The sequence below is a fragment of the Cellulomonas sp. NPDC055163 genome (assembly GCF_053607065.1).
This window is the reverse complement of the sequence record NZ_JBSGSU010000005.1, coordinates 56,767-80,704: the sequence shown is the minus strand read 5'-3', so window position 1 is coordinate 80,704 and position 23,938 is coordinate 56,767. Positions and strand designations below refer to the sequence as shown.

At 74.5% G+C, this 23,938-nt stretch carries 19 protein-coding genes; 11 read left to right on the top strand and 8 right to left on the bottom strand.

The window, feature by feature from the left end; translation table 11 throughout:
- Positions 1-103: 103 nt before the first annotated feature.
- Complete coding sequence (locus ACWFNE_RS10880; RefSeq protein WP_452122439.1) at positions 104-1,561, bottom strand: RNB domain-containing ribonuclease; 1,458 nt, start codon at positions 1,559-1,561, stop codon at positions 104-106.
- Between the two features lie 110 nt (positions 1,562-1,671).
- Here ACWFNE_RS10880 and ACWFNE_RS10875 point away from each other — a divergent pair, with 110 nt between their 5' ends.
- Both ACWFNE_RS10875 and ACWFNE_RS10870 read left to right on the top strand, forming a co-directional pair.
- Positions 1,672-2,091 carry a CoA-binding protein gene (locus tag ACWFNE_RS10875; protein ID WP_452122438.1) on the top strand — a complete coding sequence of 140 codons (420 nt, stop codon included), beginning with the start codon at positions 1,672-1,674 and terminating at the stop codon, positions 2,089-2,091.
- 222 nt (positions 2,092-2,313) lie between these two features.
- Complete coding sequence (locus tag ACWFNE_RS10870) at positions 2,314-4,140, top strand: DEAD/DEAH box helicase (RefSeq protein ID WP_452122437.1); 1,827 nt, start codon at positions 2,314-2,316, stop codon at positions 4,138-4,140.
- Positions 4,141-4,218: 78 nt separating this feature from the next.
- On the opposite strand, the gene ACWFNE_RS10865 is transcribed toward ACWFNE_RS10870, so the two are convergent.
- Complete coding sequence (locus ACWFNE_RS10865) at positions 4,219-6,930, bottom strand: substrate-binding domain-containing protein (RefSeq protein WP_452122436.1); 2,712 nt, start codon at positions 6,928-6,930, stop codon at positions 4,219-4,221.
- Between the two features lie 132 nt (positions 6,931-7,062).
- On the opposite strand from ACWFNE_RS10865, the gene ACWFNE_RS10860 reads away from it, so the two are divergent.
- The 3 genes from ACWFNE_RS10860 to ACWFNE_RS10850 all read left to right on the top strand — a co-directional run bounded on the left by ACWFNE_RS10860 (position 7,063) and on the right by ACWFNE_RS10850 (position 13,041).
- Positions 7,063-8,049 carry a LacI family DNA-binding transcriptional regulator gene (locus ACWFNE_RS10860; protein ID WP_452122435.1) on the top strand — a complete coding sequence of 329 codons (987 nt, stop codon included), beginning with the start codon at positions 7,063-7,065 and terminating at the stop codon, positions 8,047-8,049.
- Between the two features lie 266 nt (positions 8,050-8,315).
- Complete coding sequence (locus tag ACWFNE_RS10855) at positions 8,316-10,625, top strand: glycoside hydrolase family 6 protein (protein ID WP_452122434.1); 2,310 nt, start codon at positions 8,316-8,318, stop codon at positions 10,623-10,625.
- A gap of 166 nt (positions 10,626-10,791) precedes the next feature.
- Positions 10,792-13,041: a cellulase family glycosylhydrolase gene (locus tag ACWFNE_RS10850; RefSeq protein ID WP_452122433.1), complete on the top strand. Its 2,250-nt coding sequence runs from the start codon at positions 10,792-10,794 to the stop codon at positions 13,039-13,041.
- Between the two features lie 303 nt (positions 13,042-13,344).
- Here ACWFNE_RS10850 and ACWFNE_RS10845 read toward each other — a convergent pair whose 3' ends face one another.
- The 5 genes from ACWFNE_RS10845 to ku form a co-directional block, all read right to left on the bottom strand.
- The gene (locus tag ACWFNE_RS10845) at positions 13,345-14,406 is read right to left on the bottom strand and encodes a threonine aldolase family protein (protein WP_452122743.1); all 1,062 of its coding nucleotides are present in this window, start codon (positions 14,404-14,406) and stop codon (positions 13,345-13,347) included.
- 190 nt (positions 14,407-14,596) lie between these two features.
- Entirely contained in the window at positions 14,597-15,001 is a 405-nt protein-coding gene (locus ACWFNE_RS10840; protein ID WP_452122742.1) for a Fur family transcriptional regulator, read from the bottom strand.
- Between the two features lie 221 nt (positions 15,002-15,222).
- Positions 15,223-15,504 carry an HU family DNA-binding protein gene (locus ACWFNE_RS10835; protein ID WP_034628582.1) on the bottom strand — a complete coding sequence of 94 codons (282 nt, stop codon included), beginning with the start codon at positions 15,502-15,504 and terminating at the stop codon, positions 15,223-15,225.
- Positions 15,505-15,667: 163 nt separating this feature from the next.
- Complete coding sequence (locus ACWFNE_RS10830; RefSeq protein WP_452122432.1) at positions 15,668-16,720, bottom strand: PHP domain-containing protein; 1,053 nt, start codon at positions 16,718-16,720, stop codon at positions 15,668-15,670.
- A 5-nt stretch (positions 16,721-16,725) separates the two neighbouring features.
- On the bottom strand, positions 16,726-17,814 hold the full coding sequence (ku, locus tag ACWFNE_RS10825) for a non-homologous end joining protein Ku (RefSeq protein ID WP_452122431.1): 1,089 nt from the start codon (positions 17,812-17,814) through the stop codon (positions 16,726-16,728).
- 109 nt (positions 17,815-17,923) lie between these two features.
- On the opposite strand from ku, the gene ACWFNE_RS10820 reads away from it, so the two are divergent.
- The 3 genes from ACWFNE_RS10820 to ACWFNE_RS10810 are packed head-to-tail and all read left to right on the top strand — an operon-like array spanning position 17,924 to position 20,393.
- Entirely contained in the window at positions 17,924-18,850 is a 927-nt protein-coding gene (locus ACWFNE_RS10820) for an ATP-dependent DNA ligase (RefSeq protein ID WP_452122741.1), read from the top strand.
- The gene (gene ligD / locus ACWFNE_RS10815) at positions 18,847-19,728 is read left to right on the top strand and encodes a non-homologous end-joining DNA ligase (RefSeq protein WP_452122430.1); all 882 of its coding nucleotides are present in this window, start codon (positions 18,847-18,849) and stop codon (positions 19,726-19,728) included. The genes ACWFNE_RS10820 and ligD overlap by 4 nt, the downstream gene beginning before the upstream one ends.
- Before the next feature lie 41 nt (positions 19,729-19,769).
- On the top strand, positions 19,770-20,393 hold the full coding sequence (locus ACWFNE_RS10810; protein WP_452122429.1) for a DUF4126 domain-containing protein: 624 nt from the start codon (positions 19,770-19,772) through the stop codon (positions 20,391-20,393).
- Between the two features lie 6 nt (positions 20,394-20,399).
- On the opposite strand, the gene ACWFNE_RS10805 is transcribed toward ACWFNE_RS10810, so the two are convergent.
- Positions 20,400-21,134: a TetR/AcrR family transcriptional regulator C-terminal domain-containing protein gene (locus ACWFNE_RS10805; protein ID WP_452122428.1), complete on the bottom strand. Its 735-nt coding sequence runs from the start codon at positions 21,132-21,134 to the stop codon at positions 20,400-20,402.
- 125 nt (positions 21,135-21,259) lie between these two features.
- Between ACWFNE_RS10805 and bioB the strand changes: the two genes are divergently transcribed.
- The 3 genes from bioB to ACWFNE_RS10790 all read left to right on the top strand — a co-directional run bounded on the left by bioB (position 21,260) and on the right by ACWFNE_RS10790 (position 23,934).
- Positions 21,260-22,393, top strand: coding sequence for a biotin synthase BioB (gene bioB, locus ACWFNE_RS10800; RefSeq protein ID WP_452122427.1), 1,134 nt, complete (start codon positions 21,260-21,262; stop codon positions 22,391-22,393).
- A gap of 125 nt (positions 22,394-22,518) precedes the next feature.
- Positions 22,519-23,181 (top strand): biotin transporter BioY, encoded by a 663-nt coding sequence (locus tag ACWFNE_RS10795; protein ID WP_452122426.1) that lies wholly within the window; start codon positions 22,519-22,521, stop codon positions 23,179-23,181.
- A gap of 168 nt (positions 23,182-23,349) precedes the next feature.
- Positions 23,350-23,934: a Dps family protein gene (locus ACWFNE_RS10790; RefSeq protein ID WP_452122425.1), complete on the top strand. Its 585-nt coding sequence runs from the start codon at positions 23,350-23,352 to the stop codon at positions 23,932-23,934.
- The last annotated feature ends 4 nt before the right edge of the window (positions 23,935-23,938 follow it).

Sequence of the window (23,938 nt, the reverse complement as noted above, 5' to 3'; positions counted from 1 at the left end):
GCACGCCCGACCGGCACACGCGGGGCACCGGCGGTCACGCCCGGACGCGCCCGGTGCGTCGCCCGTCGGGTGCGCTCGCCCGGCAGCCGGTCGTCGGGAGGTCTCAGCGTCGCGCGCGTGCCGCCGGCGCGTGCGTACCGGTCGTGTCGAGCGCGAAGCGGACGTCACGGGCGTCGACGTCGGCGCGCACGAGACGCACGCGGACGCGCTCGCCGACGGGCAGGTCGTCGCCGTCACAGCGGGCCACGACCGCGGGGTCCGCGACCTGCACGGTGTCGTGGTCGAGCGCCACGCCGTCGAGGACGGCACCGACGTGCGGGGCCAGCACGGCCGCCTCGACGACGTCCGTGCACGCGCGGTCGACCGCCGACGAGCGCCGGGCGGCCTGCGCCATCTCCTCGCCGAGCGTGGGGAGCGCCGCCGTGACCCACCCCGGGACCGGCCGGCCGGCGTGCGCCGCGAGGCTCACCTCGAGGCCGTACCGGTCGACGAGCCGGCGCAACGGCGCCGTCACGTGCGCGTACGGCGCCGCGATCGCACCGTGCAGCACCTGCGCGGGCGGGGTGCCGTCGAACGGCGTCCACGCGGCCCCGCGGAAGAGCGCGGTGGCGGCGGAGAGGAACGCGGCCGTCCGCGGCTCGGCGTGGTCGAGCCGGGCGAGCACGTCGCCGTACTCCTCGCCCTCGGCCCACGCGACGCCCAGCGCCCGCGCCTGACGCCGCAGCCGGGCGAGCGCCTCGCCGTCGGCGGGGGGCATCGTCCGCAGCACGCCCACCCCGGCCTCGAGCATCAGGCCCGCGGCGGCCATGCCCGTGAGCAGCGAGATCTGCGCGTTGTGGTCCTCGACCGGCAGCGGTGCCCGGAGCTCGAGGCGCCAGCCGTCGCCGTCGGGGACGACCTCCTGCTGCGGGCGCCCGAGCGAGACACCCCCGCGGGCCCGTTCCTGCTGCGCGCGCAGCGTCCCGATCTCCGCGAGCAGGGTCGGCAGCTCGTCGCGGCCCGCCGAGGCCAGGGCCGACTGGACCCCGGCGTAGTCGAGCTGCGCACGGCTGCGCACCCGGCCACGACGCACGTCGGTCGAGGTCACCGCGCCGTCGGCGTCGAGGTCGAACGTCCACACGACGGCGAGCCGCTCGACGTCGGCGAGCAGCGACGCCGCGCCCTCGGACAGCACCTCGGGGTGCAGCGGGATGCGCCCGTCCGGGCAGTACACGGTCTCCCCGCGCCGATGGGCCTCGGCGTCGATCGCACCGCCCGCGCGCACGAACGCGGCGACGTCCGCGATCGCGTACCGCACCCGGTAGCCGCCCGGCCGGCGGGCGAGGTGCACCGCCTGGTCGAGGTCGGTCGACCCGGGCGGGTCGACCGTCACGAACGGCACGTCGCGCAGGTCGGCGCGCTCGCCCGCGTACGGGTCGGTGCCCGACGTCGCGGCGGCGTGCGCCTCGGCGAGCACCGCGGCGGGCATCACCTCCGGCACCTCGAGCTCACGGCGCACGGCGGCGAAGGCCCCGCGCAGGACGTCACCGTCGGCGGCCAGGGTCAGCGATGGTCTCGGCACGCCCTCACAGTAGGGCGGGACCCCGCGGCCTGCCGGGTGCCTGCCCGGCGCCCGGGCGCTGTGCTCGGTGGGCCGCTGTGCTGGGTGGGCCGCTGTGGTTCGCTGGGCGGGTGAGCCACGTCAACGACCCCGCGGTGATCCACCGGCTCCTGACGACCCGGGCGCGCTGGGCGGTCGTCGGGCTGTCGACCAACCGCGCGCGCGCCGCGTTCGGCGTCGCGGCCTACGTCCAGGGCACCCTCGGGCACGAGATCGTCCCGGTCCACCCCCGCGCGGACACGGTCCACGGCGCACCGGGGTACCGGGCGCTCGCGGACGTCCCCGGGCGCGTGGACGTGGTCGACGTCTTCGTGAACTCGCGGCTCGCCGGTTCCGTCGTCGACGAGGCGATCGCGATCGGGGCCGGTGCGGTGTGGCTGCAGCTCGGCGTGGTCGACGAGGAGGCCGCGCAGCGGGCGCTCGACGCCGGCCTCGACGTGGTCATGGACACGTGCCCCGTGATCGAGGGACGTCGCGGCGGGCTGGCCTGACGGGCGCGGGGCGGCGGACCCGTGTGCCCGACGTCACCCCCGGTCGCCGCACCAGGACCGCGCCCGCCCGGTAGTCTGGAGTCACCCCCGGAGTTTGTCGCGCTTCCCTCGTGTGTCTGTGCCGGTGTCCGCACCGTCGATGTGTTCGGGACAAGCGACCTCCTGGACGGCCCTCCTGGCCGGCCACGACGCCACTCCCCCGCACATGATCGGTGACCCCACATGACCCTGACAGACCCCACCCTGCCTGCGACCGCCCCCAGCGGCCCCGCCTTCGCCGACCTCGGCCTGCCCGAGGCCCTCGAGCGGGCGATCGCCGACCTCGGCTTCGAGACGCCTTCGGCGATCCAGGCCGAGGCCATCCCGGCCCTGCTGGCCGGCCGCGACATCACGGGCGTCGCGCAGACCGGCACCGGCAAGACCGCCGCGTTCGGGCTGCCGCTCCTCGCCGCGATCGACCCCGAGCTCCGCCAGGTCCAGGCCCTCGTCCTGACCCCGACGCGCGAGCTCGCGATGCAGGTCGCCGAGGCCATCGAGTCCTTCGCCCGGCACCTGCCGGGTGTCGAGGTCGTCGCGGTCTACGGCGGCTCCCCGTTCCTGCCGCAGCAGCGGGCCCTCGCCCGCGGCGCCCAGATCGTCGTCGGCACGCCTGGCCGCGTCATGGACCACCTCGACCGGCGCACGCTGCGCCTCGACGACGTGCGCTTCCTCGCGCTCGACGAGGCCGACGAGATGCTGCGCATGGGCTTCGCGGAGGACGTCGAGAAGATCTTCGCGTTCGCGCCGACCCAGCGCCAGGTCGCGCTGTTCTCCGCGACGATGCCGCCCGCGATCCGCCGCGTCGCCGCGCACCACCTCACCGACCCGGTCGAGATCACGGTCTCGCGCCAGTCCTCGACGGTCACCGACATCCGCCAGACGTACGCGGTCGTCCCGTTCCGGCACAAGACCGGTGCGCTGGCCCGTGTCCTCGCCGTGTCGGACGCCGAGGCGGCCATCGTCTTCGTGCGGACCCGCGGCGCGGCCGAGGAGGTCGGCAGCGCGCTCGTCGAGCGCGGGGTCCCCGCGGCGTACATCTCGGGCGAGGTCGCGCAGGGTGACCGCGAGAAGATCGTCGAGCGGCTCCGCAACGGCACGCTCGACGTCCTCGTCGCGACCGAGGTCGCCGCACGCGGCCTCGACGTCGACCGCATCGGCCTCGTCGTCAACTTCGACGTCCCGACCGAGCCCGAGGCGTACGTGCACCGCATCGGCCGCACCGGCCGCGCCGGGCGCACGGGCGAGGCGCTGACGTTCGTCACGCCGAGCGAGCAGCACCGCCTGCGCGCGATCGAGCGGACGACCCGGCAGCGCCTCGAGGAGATCCAGATCCCCTCGCCCGCCGATGTCTCCGCGCACCGCGTGACCAAGCTGCTCGGTCAGGTCGAGGAGCGCGCCGCACTCGGCCGTCTCGACCTGTACCGCACCGCGGTCGGCGAGTACCTCACCGCGAACCCGGGTGTCGACCCGGTCGAGCTCGTCTCGGTCCTCGCGGCGCTCGCGGTCGGCGACACGGGCCCGAGCGCGCGCCCGGCGCACGGCGACGACCTGGACGACGCCCTGTCCCGCGCGTCCCTGTCCCCCGAGCGCGACGGCCAGCGGTCGTCCGCGTCGGGCTCCGGGCCGCGCCGGACCAGCCACCGCCCCGACGGCGCGCTCCGCTACCGCATCGCGGTCGGGCACACGCACGGTGCGCAGCCGGGCGCGATCGTCGGTGCGCTCACGAACGAGGGCGGGCTGACCGGCAAGGACCTCGGGAAGATCGACATCTTCCCGAGCTTCTCGCTCATCGAGATCCCGGGCGGGCTGACCCCCGAGGCGTTCGACCGCATCGGGCGCGCCCGCGTCGCCGGCCGACCGCTGCGCATCCGCGTCGACGAGGGACCGGGCCCGCGCAGCGGCCAGGGCGCCTCGCGGCCGACCGGCCCGAGCACGCACCGTGGCGAGCGCCGCCCCGAGAACCGCTCGGACTCGCGCGAGCGCCACATCCGGCCGCACGCCGCTCGTTGAGCCGCCGGGCCCCGGCCCGGACCTCGCCCCGCACGTCGACCCGGCCCCCGGCCGCCCTCGATCGGTGCGCTGAGTCGATCAGCGCACCGTCGAGCGGCGCCGGGGGTCGGGCTGCGTCTGGGCCCGCAGCAGTGCGATGTCGGCCTCGCGCAGCGCGTCGTCGGCGTCGTGGAACCGCTGGATGCTCGACAGGACGCCCACGGCGACGTCGACGCCGAGGTCGGTCCGCACGTGCGTCAGCAGCTCCTCGACGCGCACCGGGTCACCGCCGGCACCCACGTCGTCGAGCAGCACCGCGAACTCGTCCTGACCGAGCCGCGCCGCCGAGTCCCCCTCGTGCAGCGCACGCCGCAGCCGGCGCACGACCTCGCGCCGCACCTCGACGTCGCCGTCGCCCAGCTCGGTGCCGTCGTCGCGCAGCGGGTGGCCCGGCTCCGCGACGACGCGCAGGAGCACCACCGTGCAGTCGAAGTCGCCCGAGCGGCGCGTGCGCTTGATCGCCGCACCGAGCCGGTCGAGGAAGAGCATCCGGTTCGCGAGCCCGGTCTCCGGGTCGCGCAGCGCGTTCCGGCGCAGCGCGAGCTCCTGCTCCTTGCGCTCCGTCATGTCGACGAGCGCGCCGACGAGGCGGGCCGGGCAGCCGGCGTCGTCGAGCACGGTGACCGCGCGGCACATCATCCAGCGGTAGTCGCCCGACGACGTGCGCACGCGGTGCTCGAGCTCGAGCGGCGTGCGCGCCCCGCCGAGCTGCGCCGCGATCGACGCGGAGAGCTCGTCGCGGTCGTCGGGGTGCACCCGCTCGAGCCACTCCGTCGGGGACGCGCCGATCTCGTCCTCCTCGTACCCGAGGGTCTGCTTCCACCGCGGCGAGTAGTAGACCGTGCCCGCGGACACGTCCCAGTCCCACGTGCCGTCCTGGGCGGCCATCGACGCGAGCGCGTACCGCTCCTCGCTCGCCCGCACGGTGTCGGCCAGCGCGCGCTCGCGAGCCGCCGCCTGCTCCAGCGCCCGCCGCTGGTCACGCAGCGAGGCGACGAGCCTCTCCTGGTCGAGCGCGACCGCGAGCAGGGCGGCCCAGTGGTTGTACTTGTCGCGCGCGCTCGTCATACGGGTCTCGACGTTGCCGTCGATCGCGAGCAGGCCCCAGTCGCTGCCGCCGAACGTCACCGGGATGACGAACGTGAGCTCCGTGCTGCCGATCGTCCCTGCCCGGGTGAGCGCCGGGGGTGGAAACTGGCTCGCGGGCGTGCGCAGCCCGATGAGGCGCGACAGCGTGCCGGAGGTGTCGTTGACGCCGACGATCTCGATCTCCCGGTCGCCCGGCGAGCGCTCGTGACCGACCCACAGGCCCAGGCACGCCGGTCCGCGCACGGCCCGCGGCAGCCACGTCAGGGCGCGGGGGCTCGGTCCCTTGCCGCGCAGGAGGTCCATGTCGACCTCGTACTGGTCCGCGATCGTCCGCTCGAGGTAGCCGCTGCGCGCGAGCATCGGCCGGGTGCAGCCCTTGGTCAGCGTGAGCAGGACCTCGGTGGTCACGCGGCGGAGCACGGGGAGCCGGTCCGACGACGGTGGGAGCGCGCCCATCAGCTCGCTCTCGAGGTCGCGGACCGCCGACACGAGCTGCTCGAGCGCCTCCGGGTGCGGCTGGAGGGCTGACGTGAGGTCCGCGAGACGGCCGAGGGCGACACCCGAGGGAGCCGACCCGCGCTCGGCGGCCGCCGCGACCGGGTCGACCACGGCGTGCAGCCAGCTCGTGCGCGCCTCGTCGCCCGCCCGGCGCGTCCCCGCCGCCGCCGAGGGACCTGCGAAACCGGTGTCGGACAGGCGTCGCAGGCGCGCCCGGGCCGGGGTCGAGCCGTACGTGTCGAGCGCCCCGTCGTCGTGGCACGCGTCGGGTGTCGCGCTCGGCTCGCCGCAGCCGCAGGACTCGCGCGTCACCAGCGTGGCCGGGGCCCGGTGCGCGCCCGTGGCCACCTCCTCGCCCCGCAGGCGCGCCAGCAGCAGCTTGACCGCGAGCTCGCCGACGCGGTCGTTGTGCGGGTCGACGGTCGACAGGCGCGGGACGAGGCGCGCGCCGCTCTCGGTGTGGTCGAAGCCGACGACGGCCTGGTCGCGGGGCAGCACGAGCCCGCTCGCGCGCAGCGCCCGCAGGAAGCCGATCGCGTTGCGGTCCGTGGCCGCGACCGTCGCGGTCGTCGGCACGCCCGCCGCGAGGAACCGGGCCGCCGCGTCCGCGCCGCCCTGCTCGTGGTTGTCGACCGTCTCGTAGAACCACTCCGGGTCCGGCTCGACACCGTGCTCCGCGAGCGTGTCGCGGTACGCCTCGTAGCGCTCACGGATGTCCCGCTGCGCGAGGTTCCCGATGAACGCGATGCGCGTGTGGCCGTGCTCGAGCAGGTGCTCGACCGCCGCGCACACCCCGCCCCCGTTGTCCGGGACCACGACGGGCGCGGGGAGCTGCGTCTCGTCCTCGCTGATCATGACGACCGGGCGGCCCCACTCCTGGACCGACGCGAGCCGGTCGTGGCGCACCGCCTTCGCGATGATGATGATGCCGTCGACCGCGCCCAGCGCGACCGGGACCTCGAGCAGGGGCTCGTCGGGGTAGCGCTCGCGGTCGAGGCCCGCGGGGTACGTCTGCACCGCGACGACGCGGTGACCCGCCGTCCGTGCCGCGCGCGAGACGCCCGCGATGAGCCCGCCGAAGTAGAAGCCGCCGACCACCGGGGACAGGACGCCGATGGTCCGCCGAGCGCTCGCCGCCACCGGGCCGCGCCGAATCGTGCCCATGCACACTCCTCGTCCACGTCATCGGAGCCGAGACGATGCGCTCGCACGCATCGGGCGACACACTAGGCGATTGTGGTCACACCCGCAGCAGACAACCCAGGATCGCTCACCCGCCGCCCCACGATCTCCGACGTGGCTCGTGCGGCCGGCGTGTCGATCGCCGTCGTCTCGTACGCGCTGAACGGTCGGCCGGGGGTCTCGGCCGCCACGCGCGAACGGGTCCTGCGTGTCGCGGACGAGTTCGGCTGGCGCCCGAGCGCGGCGGCACGCTCGATGCGGACGGGCCCGCGCGCGGTCGGTCTCGTGCTCAGCCGCGGGGCGGGGGCGGCCGCGCACGCGACGTCGTTCCTCGACTTCGTCACGGCGACGCAGGACGTCGTCGCCCAGCGCGGGCTGGCGCTCGTGCTGCAGATCGTGGACTCGGCCGAGGCGGCCGTCACGACGTACCGCGAGTGGTGGGCCGAGCGGCGGTTCGACGTCATGGTGGTCACGGACGTCCTGACGCAGGACCCGCGGGTCGAGGCGCTGCGCCGCATGCGGGCGCCGGCCGTGGTGCTCGGTCCCCCGTCGGTCGCGCAGGGGCTCGCGTCGGTGTCGCTCGACGAGGACGAGGCCTACTCCCGCGTCGCGACGTACCTGCTCGAGCTCGGTCACCACGACGTCGCGGCGGTCACCGCGCCCGCGACCCTGCACCGCACGCGGCTGCGGCTCGACGCGCTCGGCCGGGCGATGGACGCGGTCGGCGGGACGCTCGTGCACGAGGCGACGAACGCGACCCCGGAGGAGGCCGCGGCGGCGACGCGGCGGCTGCTCACGGCGCCGGTGCCCCCGTCCGTGATCGTGTACGACTCGGACCAGATGGCGGTCGCAGCGCTCGATGTGGCGCGCCGGACCGGGCTCGAGGTGCCCTGGGACCTGTCGATCCTCGCGGGCAGCGACTCCGCGCTGTGCCGGCTCGCGACCCCGTCGATCACCACGCTCCCGCTGCCTCTCGGCGACCTCGGCACGGCGGCCGGCGAGGCGGTCCTCGCCGTGCTCGACGGCACGCCGGACGTCGAGCGCACCGTCCCGATCGGCGGGATCGCGGTGCGCGGCAGCACGGGACCGCGGTCGCGCTGACCTGCGCACGCGCCGGCCGGGCGCCCCTCTGACCAGGGCGGACACCGGGGTGGGCGCGTGCTGTCGACGGTTCCCCCGCCCCGTCGCGACCGTTCCGGGAAGGTCACGATTAGGTAACGCGGAAACGCCTAATCGCTTCACCCGCTGCCCGCGCCACACCGCCGCGTGTGAGGTTCACGGCAGTCGCCGAGGACTCACCCCGGGCGACTCGTGCCCGGGCCCTCCTGCTTCGGGACCGGCACGCCGATCCCAACCCGGAGGACCGTGTGTCCAAGATCCCCAAGCGGCTGAGGGCCGCCACCACCGCCGCGGCTGCCGCGGCACTCGTCGCCGCGCCTCTGGCGTTCGTCGCCACCGGCGCCCAGGCGGCCGAGGCGCACGTCGACAACCCGTACGCGGGTGCGACGCAGTACGTGAACCCGACCTGGGCCGCCTCGGTTGAGAGCGCTGCCACGCGGGCGTCCGACCCCGCCCTCGCCGCGAAGATGCGTGCGATCAAGGGGCAGCCGACCGCCGTGTGGATGGACCGGATCAGCGCCATCGCCGGCAACGCCGACGGCAACGGCCTGAAGTTCCACCTCGACAACGCCGTCGCCCAGAAGAAGGCCGGCACGCCGATCGTCTTCAACCTCGTCATCTACGACCTGCCCGGCCGTGACTGCTACGCGCTCGCGTCGAACGGTGAGCTGCCCGCCACGGACGCCGGGCTCGCGCGCTACAAGACCGAGTACATCGACCCGATCGCAGCGCTCCTGGCCGACCCGAAGTACCAGGACATCCGCGTCGCGGCCGTGATCGAGCCGGACTCGCTGCCGAACCTCATCACGAACATCTCGGAGTCGACCTGCCAGCAGGCCGCGCCCTACTACCGCGAGGGCGTCAAGTACGCGCTCGACAAGCTGCACGCGATCCCGAACGTCTACAACTACATCGACGCGGCGCACTCGGGCTGGCTCGGCTGGGACTCCAACGCGGGCCCGGCCGCGAAGCTCTTCGCCGACGTCGCCAAGACGACCCAGGCAGGCGTCGCCTCGATCGACGGCTTCGTCACCAACACGGCCAACTCGACGCCGCTCGAGGAGCCGTTCCTGACCGACTCGACCAAGCAGGTCGGCAGCGGCCAGGTCCGCTCGGCCAAGTACTACGAGTGGAACCCCGACTTCGACGAGATCGACTGGACGGCGCACCTGCACCGCCTGCTCGTCGCCGAGGGCTTCCCGTCCTCGCTCGGCATGGTCATCGACACGTCGCGCAACGGCTGGGGCGGCCCCGCCCGCCCGACCGCCGTGTCGACGAGCACCACGCTCGACACGTACGTCGACCAGTCGCGCATCGACAAGCGCAACCACCGCGGCGCCTGGTGCAACCCGCTCGGCGCCGGCATCGGTGAGCGCCCGAAGGCCACGCCGTCCGGCTACGCGGCGTCGCACCTCGACGCGTTCGTCTGGGTCAAGCCTCCGGGCGAGTCCGACGGCGCCTCGTCGGAGATCCCGAACGACCAGGGCAAGCGGTTCGACCGCATGTGTGACCCGACGTTCAACTCCCCGAAGCTCGCCGGTGCGCTCACGGGCGCCACGCCGAACGCCCCGCTCGCGGGTCAGTGGTTCGAGGAGCAGTTCGTCACCCTCGTGAAGAACGCGTACCCGGTCATCGAGGGCAACGGCCCGGTCGACCCGACCGACACCACCGCCCCCACGGCGCCGTCGGGCGTCACCGCCGGCACGGTCACGAACACCTCGGTCGCGCTGTCGTGGACCGCCTCGACCGACGCGGTCGGCGTCACGGGCTACGACGTCTACCAGGGCACGACGCGCGTCGGCTCCTCGACCACGACGAGCCTCACGGTGACCGGCCTCACGGCCAACACGGCGTACTCGTTCACCGTCCGGGCCAAGGACGCCGCCGGCAACGTCTCGTCGCCGTCGAGCGCGGTCTCGGTCCGCACGACGAACGACACGACGGTCCCGCCGGTCGACACGACCGCTCCCACGGCGCCCTCGGGCCTCGTGGCCGGCACGGTCGCCCAGACGTCCGCCGCGATCTCCTGGACCGCCTCGACCGACGCCGTCGGCGTGACGGGCTACGAGATCTTCGCCAACGGCACGTCCGTCGGCACCTCGACGACGACGAGCTTCACCGCGACGGGTCTCACGGCCTCGACGGCGTACTCGTTCACCGTCAAGGCCAAGGACGCCGCAGGGAACGTCTCCGCCGCGTCGACCGCCCTGTCGGTCACGACCAAGGCGAACGACACGGTCCCGGCCGGCACCTGCAAGGTGGCGTACTCCGCGAACAGCTGGAACTCGGGCTTCACGGCCTCGGTGAAGGTGACGAACACGGGGACGACGCCGCTGGCCAACTGGAAGCTGACGTTCTCCTTCGCGAACGGCCAGACGGTCCAGCAGGGCTGGAGCGCCACGTGGAGCCAGTCGGGCTCGGCCGTCACGGCCGCCGGTGCGTCGTGGAACTCCACGCTCGCGCCGGGTCAGAGCGCGGACATCGGCTTCAACGGCAGCCACTCGGGCACGAACAACGCCCCGACGTCGTTCGCCGTCAACGGAGTCGCGTGCCAGTGACGCCGTAGCAGCACACCGTCCGTGGTCCCCGCTCAGCACCGAGCGGGGACCACGGGCGGCGTACCACCCGCACCACCGCCGCCCCTCCCCTCCCGGCCCCGCTCCGCCCCACCGCCTCCCCTCGCCGCACCGTCGGCCCCTCGCTCCTCGTACCCCGGAGGTACCCGTGTCACTCGCCCCCTGGTCGGCGGCTCCCCGTCGCGTGCGCGCCGCCGTGTCGGCGCTCGCCGCGGCCGCGGTCGTCGCCGGTCCGCTGGTCCTCGCCGCCCCCGCCCACGCGGCCCCGACGCAGGACTGGCTCCACGTCGAGGGCAACCAGATCGTCGACGAGGCCGGCCAGGAGGTCTGGCTGACCGGCGTGAACTGGTTCGGCTTCAACGCGAGCGAGCGGGTGTTCCACGGCCTGTGGTCCGCGAACCTCGAGCAGACCACGAAGGCCATGGCGGACCGCGGCCTCAACGTCGTGCGCGTGCCGATCTCCGCGCAGCTGCTCCTCGAGTGGTCCCAGGGCAAGACCGTCGCGGCACCGAACGTCAACACGTTCGCGAATCCCGACCTGGTCGGCCTGAACAACCTCCAGATCTTCGACCGGTTCCTCGAGCTGTGCGAGAAGTACGGCCTCAAGGTGTTCCTCGACCTGCACAGCGCCGAGGCGGACAACTCCGGGCACGTCTACCCGATGTGGTGGAAGGGCTCGATCACGACCGAGAAGGTCTACGAGGCGTGGGAGTGGGTGACCGCGCGCTACAAGACCAACGACACGATCATCGGCGCGGACGTCAAGAACGAGCCGCACGGGTCCTTCTCGGAGACCGAGTTCGCGAAGTGGAACGACACCACCGACGCGGACAACTTCAAGCACTTCGCCGAGACCGCCGGCAAGCGGATCCTCGCGATCAACCCGAACCTCCTGATCTTCGTCGAGGGCACCGCCGTGTACCCGAAGGACGGCGCGAGCTGGACGTCCACGAACAAGGACGACTGGTACAACACCTGGTGGGGCGGTCAGCTGCGCGGCGTCGCCGAGCACCCGATCGACCTGGGCGCGAACCAGGACCAGCTCGTGTACTCCCCGCACGACTACGGCCCGCTCGTGTTCGAGCAGCCCTGGTTCACGGGCACGTGGGACGCGACGACGCTCGAGCGCGACGTGTGGGACCCGAACTGGCTCTACATCCACAAGCAGGATGTCGCGCCGCTGCTCATCGGTGAGTGGGGCGGCTTCATGGACGGCGGGCCGAACCAGAAGTGGATGACGGCGCTGCGCGACCTCATCGCGAAGTACCGGCTCCACCACACGTTCTGGGTCCTCAACCCGAACTCGGGCGACACCGGTGGGCTCCTCGGCAACGACTGGGTCTCGTGGGACGAGGCGAAGTACGCGCTCCTCAAGCCGGCGCTGTGGGCGCAGGGCGGCAAGTTCGTCAGCCTCGACCACCAGGTCAAGCTCGGTGGCACGGCGAGCACGACCGGCATCTCGCTGAGCGAGGCGACCGGCGGCGGCGAACCGGCCGACACCACCGCGCCCTCCGTCCCGACCGGCGTCACCGTCGGCGCGACGACCACGTCGAGCGTCGCCCTGAGCTGGGCCGCGTCGACCGACGCCGGGTCGGGCGTCGCGGGCTACGAGGTCTACCGCGGGACGACGCGCGTCGGCACGTCGACCTCGACGTCGTTCACCGCGACCGGGCTCACGGCGGACACCGCCTACACGTTCACGGTGCGGGCCACGGACCGCGTCGGCAACGTCTCCGCCGCCTCGACCGCGGTGACCGCCCGCACCCAGACCGGCACTACGCCGACCGACACCACGGCACCGAGCGCGCCGACAGGGCTGCGGGCCGGCACGGGGACGTCGACGTCGGTGGCCCTCGCCTGGGACGCCTCGACCGACGAGGCGGGCGGCAGCGGGGTCGCCGGGTACGACGTGTACCGCGGGACGACGCTCGTCGGCACCAGCACGACGACCAGCCTCGGCGTGACCGGGCTCAGCCCCGCCACGGCGTACAGCTTCACGGTCCGTGCCAAGGACCTCGCCGGGAACGTCTCGGCCGCGTCGGCGCCGCTCGCGGTGACGACCCCGCCCGACCGGGCCACGGGTGCGTGCACCGTGAGGTACACCGCGAACGGCTGGAACGCCGGCTTCACGGGGACGGTGCGGCTCACCAACACCGGGACCTCGGCGCTGTCGAGCTGGTCGCTCGGGTTCGCGTTCCCGTCGGGGCAGACCATCACGCAGGGCTGGAGCGCGACGTGGTCGCAGACCGGGACCGCCGTCACCGCGACATCCCTGCCGTGGAACGGGAGCCTCGCGCCCGGCGCGAGCATCGAGATCGGCTTCAACGGCGCCCACACCGGGACCAACACCGCACCGACCGCGTTCACGCTGAACGGCGCGACGTGCACCGCCGGCTGAGCGCCGGCCCCTGAGCACAGGTGCGGGGGGCGGGCGGATCGCCCCCCGCACCTGTCACCACGTGTCACCCCCCGTGATGTCCGGGTGACAGCAGCGAGGGGCAAAGGGGAGGGGGGGGCCCCCCGCCTGGGGGGGGGATGGGGTGTGGGGGGGGGGGGGAGAGGGCGGATGCAATCGCAACAAGGGGAGAGAACGCACCTGCCTCCTTCCCACCCGTTCCACCCCCGGGGGGTTGGGGGGAAAAATAGGCAATCCCCCCCCCACCCGCCCCCCCCCTGTTCCGCCGGGGCCTCGTGCGTGCGGTCAGACGCGCGCGAGCTCGCCCTCGAGCGCCGCGACGAAGCCGTCCACGTCGTCCTCGGTGGTGTCGAACGAGCACATCCACCGCACCGAGCCCGTGGCGGGGTCCCAGTCGTAGAAGCGCCGGACCTCGCGCAGCCTCTCGGCCACCGGGGGCGGGACGACCGCGAACACCGCGTTCGCCTGGGTCGGCAGCGTCAGGGTGACGCCGTCGAGCCGCTCGACCCCCGCGCGGAGCCGGGCCGCCATCGCGTTGGCCCGCCGCGCCGAGCGCAGCCACAGGTCGTCCTCGAACAGCGCGACGAGCTGGGCGGAGACGAACCGCATCTTCGACGCCAGCTGCATGTCGATCTTCCGCAGGAAGTCCACCCCGGTCACCGCCGCGGGGTCCAGCACGACGACGGCCTCGCCGAACATCGCCCCGTTCTTCGTCCCGCCGAGCGACACGAGGTCCACGCCCGCGTCCGTCGTGAACGCGCGCAGCGGCACGTCGAGCCACGCCGCCGCGTTCGCGATCCGCGCGCCGTCCATGTGCACGCGCATGCCGAGGCCGTGCGCGTGCTCGGTGATCGCCCTGACCTCGTCGGGCGTGTACGTCGTGCCGAGCTCGGTCGACTGGGTGAGCGAGACGACGCCCGGCTGGGCACGGTGCTCGTCGCCCCACCCCCACGCGTGGCGGGCCACGAGCTCGGGCGTCAGCTTGCCGTCGGGCGTCGGGACGGTCAGCAGCTTCAGGCCGCCCACCCGCTCGGGGGCGGCGTTCTCGTCGGTGTTGATGTGCGCGGTCTCGGCGCAGATGACGGCGCCCCAGCGCGGGAGCGCCGCCTGCAGCGCGAGGACGTTCGCGCCCGTCCCGTTGAACACCGGGTAGGCGTGCGCGCCGGCCCCGAAGTGCTGGGCGACGACCTCCTGGAGGCGCGCGGTGTAGGCGTCGCCGCCGTACGCGGTCTGGTGACCCCCGTTCGCGGCCGCGATCGCGGCGAGGACCTCGGGGTGCACCCCGGCGTAGTTGTCGGACGCGAGCTCGCGCCGCTCGGTGTCGTGCAGTCGGTTCACGCGTCCCAGTCTCTCCCACGCCGCGGCACGGTCCGCGCCGTGCGGAGGCGACCCGGGGTCATGACGCGACGCGGACCCCGCGGTCGGGTCTCCGCGGGGCGAAAGCGTCGCGGGTGCCGGCCGGGCGAGGGCGTCGTGGGTGGTGCCGGCCGGGCGGGGCGTCGCGGTCCCCGCGGGGCGCTCGCGGCCGGCGGCGCCGTCAGTGCTGCGCGCTGCGGGCCGCGCGGCAGTCCGCGCACGTGCCGACGAGCTCGATGGTGTGCTCGACGTCGACGAACGCGTGCGCCGCCGCGATCTGGTCCGCCCAGGTCTCCGCGGCGGGCCCGTCGATCTCGACGGTGCGCCCGCAGTACCGGCACACGAGGTGGTGGTGGTGGCTGCCGCGGCGCTCGCACCGGCGGTACACCGACTCGCCGTCCTCGCTGCGCAGCACGTCGACCTCGCCGCTCTCGGTGAGCGACTGCACCGCGCGGTACACGGTCGCGAGGCCCGTCGAGGACCCCTGGGAGCGCAGGAGCTCGTGGAGCTGCTGGGCGCTGCGGAACTCGTCGAGCCCGTCGAGGAGCGCGAGGATCTCGGCGCGCTGGCGCGTGTTGCGCTGGATCACGGCCACGGGGTTCTCCTCCGTCCGGTCACGCCGCGGGTGGGGGTGCGGGCGGGACGAACCGTCCGCACCGGCGATTCTAGGCGAGCGGCACACCCGGGCCCGGCCCCTGCGCCGGAGCGCAGGGCACGCCTGCCGACCGCACGGCGCGGGCCCCCGTGCGATCAGCACGAGGGCCCGGGCCGGTCGGGCGCCCGGATGCGGCGCCCGCGGGGGTGCGACTACTTGGCGACGGCGCGCTTGAGGGCGCTGCCGGCCGTGAGCTTCACGCGGTAGCCGGCGGGGATCTCGAGCTTCTCGCCGGTCTGCGGGTTGATGCCGGTACGAGCGGAACGGTCCGCACGGGAGACTGCGAGCAGCCCGGGGATGGTGACGCTCTCGCCGGCGGAGAGCTGCTCGACCAGGACCTCCTGGAAGGCCTTGAGCGCCGCGTCGGCGGCGGTGTTGGTCAGACCCGCCTTGGCGGCGATGGCCTGGACGAGCTCGGTGCGGTTCACGCTCACGGGATGTGCTCCTTGTAGGTCGGACGTGCCTGCCCGGGCGACACGCCCGGACGTTCAGGCCGCACCCGTGGCGGCGGGGTGGGGACCCCTCCGCCGTCGGCCTGTCGCGGACGACCTTAGTGGCCGCTCAGGCTCGCGCACGCCAGGACGGGCCTCGAGCGCGTCACCCGACCAGCCGCTCCGCACGGTCGAGGAGCCTCTCGACGGGCCACGCGCACACGATCCGGTCCGGGCCGAGGCCGTGCTGGACGGCGCGCTCGCAGCCGGCGACCTGCCAGTCGAGCTGCCCGGGGGCGTGCGCGTCGGAGTCGATGCTGAAGACGCACCCGGCCTCGATCGCGACGTCGAGCAGGGCGTGCGGCGGGTCGAGCCGGTCGGGGCGGCTGTTGATCTCGACCGCGACGCCGTGCGCGGCGCACGCCTCGAACACCGCGCGGGCGTCGAACTCGCTCTCGGGACGGGGTCGACCTGTCAGCCGGCGGCCCGTGCAGTGCCCGAGGACGTCGGTGCGCGGGTCGCTGACCGCCGCCACCATGCGGCGCGTCATCTCCTCCCGCCCCATGCGCAGCTTCGAGTGCACCGACGCCACGACGACGTCGAGCTCGTCCAGCAGGTCGGGGTCCTGGTCGAGGGAACCGTCGTCGAGGATGTCGACCTCGATCCCGGTCAGCACCCGGAACGGCCCCACGGCGCGGTTCAGCGCCGCGACCCGCTCGAGCTGCGCCCGCAGGCGCTCGGCGCTCAACCCGTTCGCGACGGTCAGGCGCGGCGAGTGGTCGGTGATCGCCAGGTACTCGTGCCCCAGGTCGATCGCCGCGAGGACCATCTCCTGCAGCGGGCTCGACCCGTCGCTCGCCTCGGTGTGCGCGTGCAGGTCCCCGCGCAGCGCCGCCCGCAGCTCCGCCCCGGGGCCCGCGTCCGACGCACGCGCCCCGAGCCGCTCCTCGAGGTCGGCGAGGTACTCGACCGCTCCCCCGGCCGCGACGTCCGCCGCGACCTGCGCCGTGCGGGCGCCCACGCCCGGGAGGTCGGTCAGCGTGCCGGCGCTGACCCGGGCGGCGACCTCGTCCGCCCCGAGCCGCTCGACCGCGCGCGCCGCCCCGCGGAACGCCTCCGCCCGGTACCCGCTCTCCTGCGCCCGCTCCAGCAGGAACGCGACGCGACGCAGCGTCGCGACGACGCGCTCACGCAGGTCTCCCGCCGGGTCGTGCCCCACGGACGTCAGGACGCCCGGCGACGCGACGCGGTCTTCGCGGGCTCCTTCGCGGCGCTCGACCGCGCCGTCGACGCGCGCTTCTTCGGTGCCGCCGCCGTGTCACCGTCGTCGTCGGCCTTCGTGCGGCGCGACCTCGTGCTCGCCGCGGGTGCGTCGTCCTCCGCGCTCGCGGACGCCTTCGACGGGCGCTTCGCCGCCGGCTTGCGCGCCGCACCCGAGTCGCCGTCCGCGTCCGACGAGGCACGCGTGCGCTTCGCGGGTGCGGGCTCCTCCGCGTCCGCCCCGGACTCCGCCGCCGCTCCTCCGCGCCCCGCACGGGCCTTCTCGACGCTGCGCTGCAGAGCCGCGAGCAGGTCGACCACCTCGCCGCCGCCCGTCTCGTCCTTCGCCGCGGTCGCCGGGACCTGGCGCGTGCTGCCCGACGAGACCTTGGACTCGATGAGCGACTCCAGCGCAGCCTGGTAGGAGTCCTCGAAGCCCGAGGGGTCGAAGTCCCCCGCGAGCGACTCGACGAGGGAGGACGCCATCGCGAGCTCCTGCGGGCGGACCGTGACGTCGGTGTCGAGGATCGGGAAGTCCGCCTCGCGCACCTCGTCGGGCCACAGCAGCGTCTGCAGGCAGATGACGTTGTCGCGGACCCGCAGCACCGCCATCGACTCGCGCTGGCGCAGCGCGACCTTGACGACCGCCATCCGGTCGCTCGCCTCGAGCGCCTCCCGCAGCAGCGCGTAGGGCTTCGCGGACGTCTTCTCCGGCTCGAGGTAGTACGTCTTGGCCAGCAGGATCGGGTCGACCTGCTCCGAGGGCACGAACTCGACCACAGAGATCTCGCGCTCGGTCGCGAGCGGGAGCTCCGCGAGGTCCTGGTCGGTCAGCACGACGAGCTCGCCCTCGTCGGTCTCGTAGCCCTTGGCGATGTCGCTGAACTGAACGGTCTCGCCGCAGACGCTGCAGACCTTGCGGTAGCGGATCCGCCCGCCGTCGTCCTTGTGCACCTGGTGCAACGGGACCTCGTGCTCGCCGGTGGCCGCGTAGAGCTTCACCGGGACGTTGACCAGACCGAAGGCGACGGCACCCTTCCAGATGGCACGCACCGACGACCACCTCCTCGAGCTCCGTGTCGCGCAGCCTCGCCGGTCCGCAGAGCGCGCTCGAGCGCGCGCCGAACACGGCCTACCTGGGCAGGATGGACCCGTGCAGCCCATGCTCGCCACCCCTACGGCCCCCGGGTCACCCCTGCCGAGCGGGCCGGGGTGGGCGTTCGAGATCAAGTGGGACGGGGTCCGGGTGCTCGCCGACACCACCGCCGGACGGCTGCGGCTGCACGCCCGCAGCGGTCGGGAGGTCACCGTCGCCTACCCCGAGCTCGCCGCGCTCGCGGGCCTCCCGGGGGCGGTGCTGGACGGCGAGGTCGTCGCGATGGCCGACGGCATCCCGTCGTTCGAGGCGCTCGCCTCCCGCATGCACGTGCGCGACGCGGCCCGTGCGGCGGCGCTCTCGCGTCAGCTGCCCGTGAGCTACCTCGTGTTCGACGTGCTGCAGCTGTACGGCGTCGACGTGACCCGCCGGACGTTCGACGAGCGCCGGGCGACGCTCGAGCGCCTCGAGCTGCCCGCGCCCGCGACCCTCTCCCCCGTGTACCCCGACGGCCCCGAGCTGTGGGAGGTCACGCGCGCGCACGGGCTCGAGGGCGTGGTCGCGAAGCGCCGGTCCTCGACGTACCAGCCCGGCCGACGTTCACCCGACTGGCTCAAGGCGGCGCACCGCTCGACGCGCACCGCGCTCGTCGCCGGCTGGCGCCCCGAGACGACCGGCTCGGGGCGGCTGGGGGCGGTGCACCTCGCCGCGCCGGCGGCCGACGGACGGCTGCGCTACCTCGGGCGCGCCGGCAGCGGGCTCGCCGGGGAGCTCGGACGGGACCTGCGGCGGCGGCTGGAGCCGCATGCGCGGGACGACTGCCCGCTCGACGAGCAGCTCGCGCCCGTCGACCGGCGCGACTCGTTCTGGTCCGACCCCGTGGTGCAGGTCGACGTCGCGTACCTGGGGCGCACCGGTTCGGGGCGGCTGCGCCACCCCGCGGTCCGGGGGGTGCGCGACGAGGTGCCGGTCGACCCGTGGGAGGACCGGTGACGCCGAAGGACGACGCCCAGGTCGTCGACGTGGGCGGGCGTCCGGTGCGGCTCACGCACCTGGACCGGGTCATGTACCCGTCGACCGGGACGACGAAGGGCGAGGTGCTGCACTACGTCTCGCAGGTCGCCCCCGCGCTGCTGCGCCAGCTCGCGAACCGGCCCGTGACCCGCATCCGGTTCACGGCCGGCGTCGACGGCGAGACGTTCTTCGAGAAGAACCTCCCGGGGTCGGCGCCCGACTGGGTCCGGCGCCAGACGCTGCGCGCCGCCCCCGGGGCCGAGGACGAGGGCAAGGAGCTGACGCTGCCGTTCCTCGACGACCTCGCGGCGCTCGTGTGGGCGACGAACCAGGGAGCGCTCGAGCTGCACACGCCGCAGTGGCGCGTCGGTCCGCGCGGCGGCGTGCGCCGGCCCGACCGGCTCGTGATCGACCTCGACCCGGGACCGCCCGCGGGGCTCGACGCCTGCGCCGAGGTCGCCCTGCTCGTGCGCGAGCGGCTGCACGCGGACGGGCTCGAGTGCCGGCCCGTGACGTCGGGGAGCAAGGGCATGCAGCTCTACGCACCGCTGCCGGGACGGCGCACGGTCATGGAGGTCCGCGCGTACGCCCGCGACGTCGCGCACGAGCTCGCGGCCGCGCACCCGGACCTCGTCGTCGCGATCATGCGCAAGGAGCTGCGCGCCGGCAAGGTCCTGCTCGACTGGTCCCAGAACCATCCCGCCAAGACGACCATCACGCCGTACTCGCTGCGCGGCCGGGAACGGCCGGCGGTGGCTGCGCCCCGGTGGTGGGACGAGATCGGGCCGGGTCTGACGCAGCTCGGGCCCGACGAGGTCGTCCGGCGCCTCGAGGCGGACGGCGACCCGCTCGGCTGAGACCGGGCGCACCGGACCCGCCGGGATGCGATGCTGACCGCATGCTCGAGGCGCTCACCGGCACCGGCCTGGCCACCGCGGCCGGGCTCAACGCGTACGTCCCGCTGCTGGTCATCGGACTGCTCGGCCGCTGGACCGACCTCGTCGACCCGCCCGTCGGGTGGGAGTGGCTGACGAACGAGTGGGTCCTCCTGGTGCTCGGGGCGCTCCTGCTGCTCGAGGTCGTCGCCGACAAGATCCCGGGCGTCGACTCGATCAACGACGTGGTCCAGACGGTCGTGCGTCCCGCCGCCGGCGGCATCGCGTTCGGCGCGGGCTCGTCCTCGCAGACCGCCGTCGTGACCGACCCCGGCGCCTTCGTCCAGTCGGGCCGGTGGCTGCCCGTCGTGATCGGGATCGTGCTCGCGCTCGTGGTGCACGCGGCGAAGTCGACGGCTCGGCCGGTCGTCAACGCCGCGACCCTCGGCCTGGGCGCCCCGTTGGCGAGCACCGCGGAGGACGCGACGAGCGTGGGCCTGTCGTTCGCGGCGATCCTGGCCCCGGTGCTCGTTCTGCTGCTCGTCGTCGCGCTGGCCGTGGTGTGGTGGCGGTTCCGTCGCCGGCGCTCCGCTGCCGCTGCCGCCCGAGTGGCGGCCGAGGGTGCTCCGCCACCACGGGTCGGCTGACCGGGCTCAGCCCGGCTGCTCGACCGTGCGCAGCGCGAGACCGTCGAGCAGCAGCGCGAGGCCGAGCTCGAACCGCTCGTCGGCGTCGAGCCCCGCGCGCGCGACGGCGGGTGCGGCGGTGAGCTGCGCGTGCCACTGCTCGTGCGCGGTGTGGCCGAGGACGTAGTGCACGAGCGCGGCGGCCCCGGCCGCGGCGTGCACGCCGGGGACCCCTGCGGCGCGCACACCGTCTGTGAGCGCGGCGACGGTCGGGTCCTCGTCCGAGCGCAGGGCGTACGCCGCCGCGACGACCTCGGCGCCGTCCCGGTGCGCGAGGAGCGTGCGGCGCAGGGCGCGCGCCCAGCCGGCGACGGCCGGGAGGGCTCCGTGTTCGTCGACTGCGGCGGCGAGGGCTCTGGGTGCACCGGCGGCGGTCGGGAGGGCTCCGTGTTCGTCGGCCGCGGCGGCGAGGGCTCTGCGGGGACCGGCGACCGGACGGACTCCGGGCGCGGCGGCGGCGTCACCTGGGGGTCGCGGTGTGCTCCCCGTCGGATCGTCGCCGGTGGTCGGCAGCGAGAGCTCCGCGACGATGGCGTCCGCGACGTCGGCGAGCAGCGCCTGCTTGTTCGCGACGTGCCAGTACAGCGCCCCGGGCTGGACGCCGAGCGAGCCGGCGAGGCGCCGCATCGTCAGGTCGCCGAGACCGTACTCGTCGAGGATCTCGAGCGCGGCGGCCACGACCTGCGCGCGGGTGAGCGCCACGTCCTCTCCTCCCGGTCGTCGCGCTCCGGAGCGATCTCCGGCGCGCCTTGACGCTACTGCAGCGTGCGGCTAACTTGAACGCCGTTCAGTCGTACTGAACGCCGTTCAATCACCCGGGAGCCCTGGTGGAGACCACTCTGCTCGACCGCCTGACCCGTCGCGCCACCGCGCTCGAGGTCCAGGACCGTGCCGATCTCCTCGCCGTCCTCGCCGCGCCCGACGACGCCGTGCTCGACGTGGTCGCCGCCGCGGCCCGGGTACGTCGACGGTTCTTCGGCAACCGCGTCAAGGTCGCCTACCTCGTGAACCTGCGCAGCGGGCTGTGCCCCGAGGACTGCACGTACTGCTCGCAACGGCTCGGCTCGGCAGCCGAGGTGCTGACCTACCCCTGGTTGACCACGGAGCAGGCGCTCGCCGCCGCCGGCCCCGGCATCGCCGCCGGCGCGGCGCGCGTGTGCCTCGTCGCGAGCGGCCGCGGCCCCTCGCGCCGGGACGTCGCCCGCGTCGCCGACATCTGCGGCGCTCTCAAGGAGCAGCACCCGGGCGTCGAGGTGTGCGCGTGCCTCGGGCTCCTGCGCGACGGCCAGGCGGACGACCTGCGGGACGCCGGCGTCGACGCCTACAACCACAACCTGAACACCGCCGAGGCGCGGTACGCCGACATCTGCACGACGCACACGTACACCGACCGCGTCGGCACCGTCGAACGGGTCCGCGACGCCGGGCTCACCGCTTGCTCGGGACTGGTCGCCGGCATGGGCGAGCGGGACGACGAGGTCGTCGACGTCCTCCTCGAGCTGCGGCGGCTCGGCGCGCGCTCCGTCCCGGTGAACTTCCTCGTGCCGTTCGAGGGCACGCCGCTCGCCGGCCACCACGAGCTGACCCCGCTGCGCTGCCTGCTGCTGCTCGCCGCCGCACGGTTCACGTGCCCCGACGCCGAGATCCGGGTGGCCGGCGGCCGCGAGCTGCACCTGCGCACGCTCCAGCCGCTGGCCCTGCACGTCGCGAGCTCGATCTTTCTCGGCGACTACCTCACGAGCGAGGGACGCCCCGGCAGCGAGGACCTCGCGATGATCGCCGATGCCGGGATGGTCGTCGACGGACTCCCCCACGCGGCGTCGTCCCGCCTCTCGGCCGGAGCGGATGCGGACGCGGATGCGGACGCGGGTGCGGGTGCGGGTGCGGGTGCGGGTGCGGACCGCACACCGGTCGCCCTGCGCCGGCGCGGCGCCGGCACCTCGCTCGAGCCCAACGCCTGACGAGCGACGAGCGACGAGCGACGAGCGACCGTCGCCGATCGCCGGACGGCTCCCGTCACCACCCCGCCACGCACCGCAGACCCATGCCGCACACCCACCCCGCACACCCGACCGAGGAGCCGTCCATGACCACCGTCAGCCTCTCCGCACCACGCCCGCTCGTCCTCGCCGACCTCGTCCCGGCGGCGCGCGCCCGCGTCGCCGTCGACTCCGCGCTCGTCGTGGCGGGGACGCTCCTGATCGCGGCGTTCGCGCAGCTGACGATCGCGCTGCCGTTCACCCCGGTGCCCATCAGCCTCTCGACGCTCGCGGTGGTGTTCGGCGGCGCCGCGCTCGGCGCCCGCCGCGGCTCGCTCAGCGTCCTGCTGTACGTGGCGTGCGGGGTGCTCGGCGCACCCTTCTACGCCGACGGGAACAGCGGGTGGGAGATCGCGTCGTTCGGCTACATCCTCGGCTACCTGCCGGCCAGCGCGCTCGCCGGCCACCTCGCGCGGCGCGGCGCGGACCGCGGGCCCGTCCGGGCGTTCGGTCTCGTCGCACTCGCGTCGGCCGTCGTGTACCTCGGCGGCGTTCCATGGCTCATGGCGTTCCTCGACGTCAACCTCGCCACCGCCGCGCAGCTCGGCGTCTGGCCGTTCCTCGTCGGCGACGCCATCAAGGCGGCCCTCGTCGCACTGGCCCTGCCGGGGGCCTGGCGCCTCCTCGGCCGGCACGCCCACCGTCCCCTCCCGGCGCCCGCACCGGAGCCCTCCGCCGCCACCGCCACCGGGACGGACGCGCAGCGCTGACGGGCGCGTCCGGCTCTCGCCCGCGACGCGCCCACCTGCGCGCTCGCGGGCGAGACGGCCCGCGCACCTGCGGTGACGCCCGGATGCGACCCCGCCGCTCGTAGGGCACGGTGGAGTCACACGAATCCAGGCGCCCGGACGGCGCCGGACCCGAGGAGGCACCCCACCATGGCCCGTCGTACAGGTCTGCCCAAGTTCACCGTGCCGTCGATCTCCCCCGAGGACGGCGCCGCGCTCGCCGAGATCCTGCAGACCCGCCTGAACGCGCTCAACGACCTCGCGCTCACGCTCAAGCACATCCACTGGAACGTCGTCGGCCCGCACTTCATCGCCGTCCACGAGATGCTCGACCCGCAGGTCGAGGCGGTCCGGGCGATGGTCGACGCGATCGCCGAGCGCATCGCGACGCTGGGCGTCCCCCCGCGCGGCACGCCGGGCGCGATCGTCGCGGAGCGAACCTGGGACGACTACTCCATCGGCCGCGCGGGCGCGATCGAGCACCTGGGTGCGCTCGACGAGGTGTACCAGGGCGTCATCACGGACCACCGCAAGGCGGCCAAGGACACCGAGGAGCTCGACGACGTCACCAACGACCTGCTCGTCGGCCACCTGCACGAGCTCGAGCTGTTCCACTGGTTCGTGCGCGCCCACCTCGAGTCCGCGGGCGGCGCCCTGAGCACCGACGGCGCGACGACCGAGAAGGCGGCGGCGAGCAAGTCCGGCTCCGCAGCCAAGGGCGCGGCGGACCGCTGAGCGC

Bases quoted from the DNA above. Each gene is read 5' to 3' on its own strand.
- ACWFNE_RS10870 (WP_452122437.1), top strand. From the start codon at position 2,314: ATGACCCTGACAGACCCCACCCTGCCTGCGACCGCCCCCAGCGGCCCC.
- ACWFNE_RS10865 (WP_452122436.1), bottom strand. From the start codon at position 6,930: ATGGGCACGATTCGGCGCGGCCCGGTGGCGGCGAGCGCTCGGCGGACC.
- ACWFNE_RS10820 (WP_452122741.1), top strand. From the start codon at position 17,924: ATGCTCGCCACCCCTACGGCCCCCGGGTCACCCCTGCCGAGCGGGCCG.
- ACWFNE_RS10810 (WP_452122429.1), top strand. From the start codon at position 19,770: ATGCTCGAGGCGCTCACCGGCACCGGCCTGGCCACCGCGGCCGGGCTC.
- ACWFNE_RS10795 (WP_452122426.1), top strand. From the start codon at position 22,519: ATGACCACCGTCAGCCTCTCCGCACCACGCCCGCTCGTCCTCGCCGAC.
- ACWFNE_RS10790 (WP_452122425.1), top strand. From the start codon at position 23,350: ATGGCCCGTCGTACAGGTCTGCCCAAGTTCACCGTGCCGTCGATCTCC.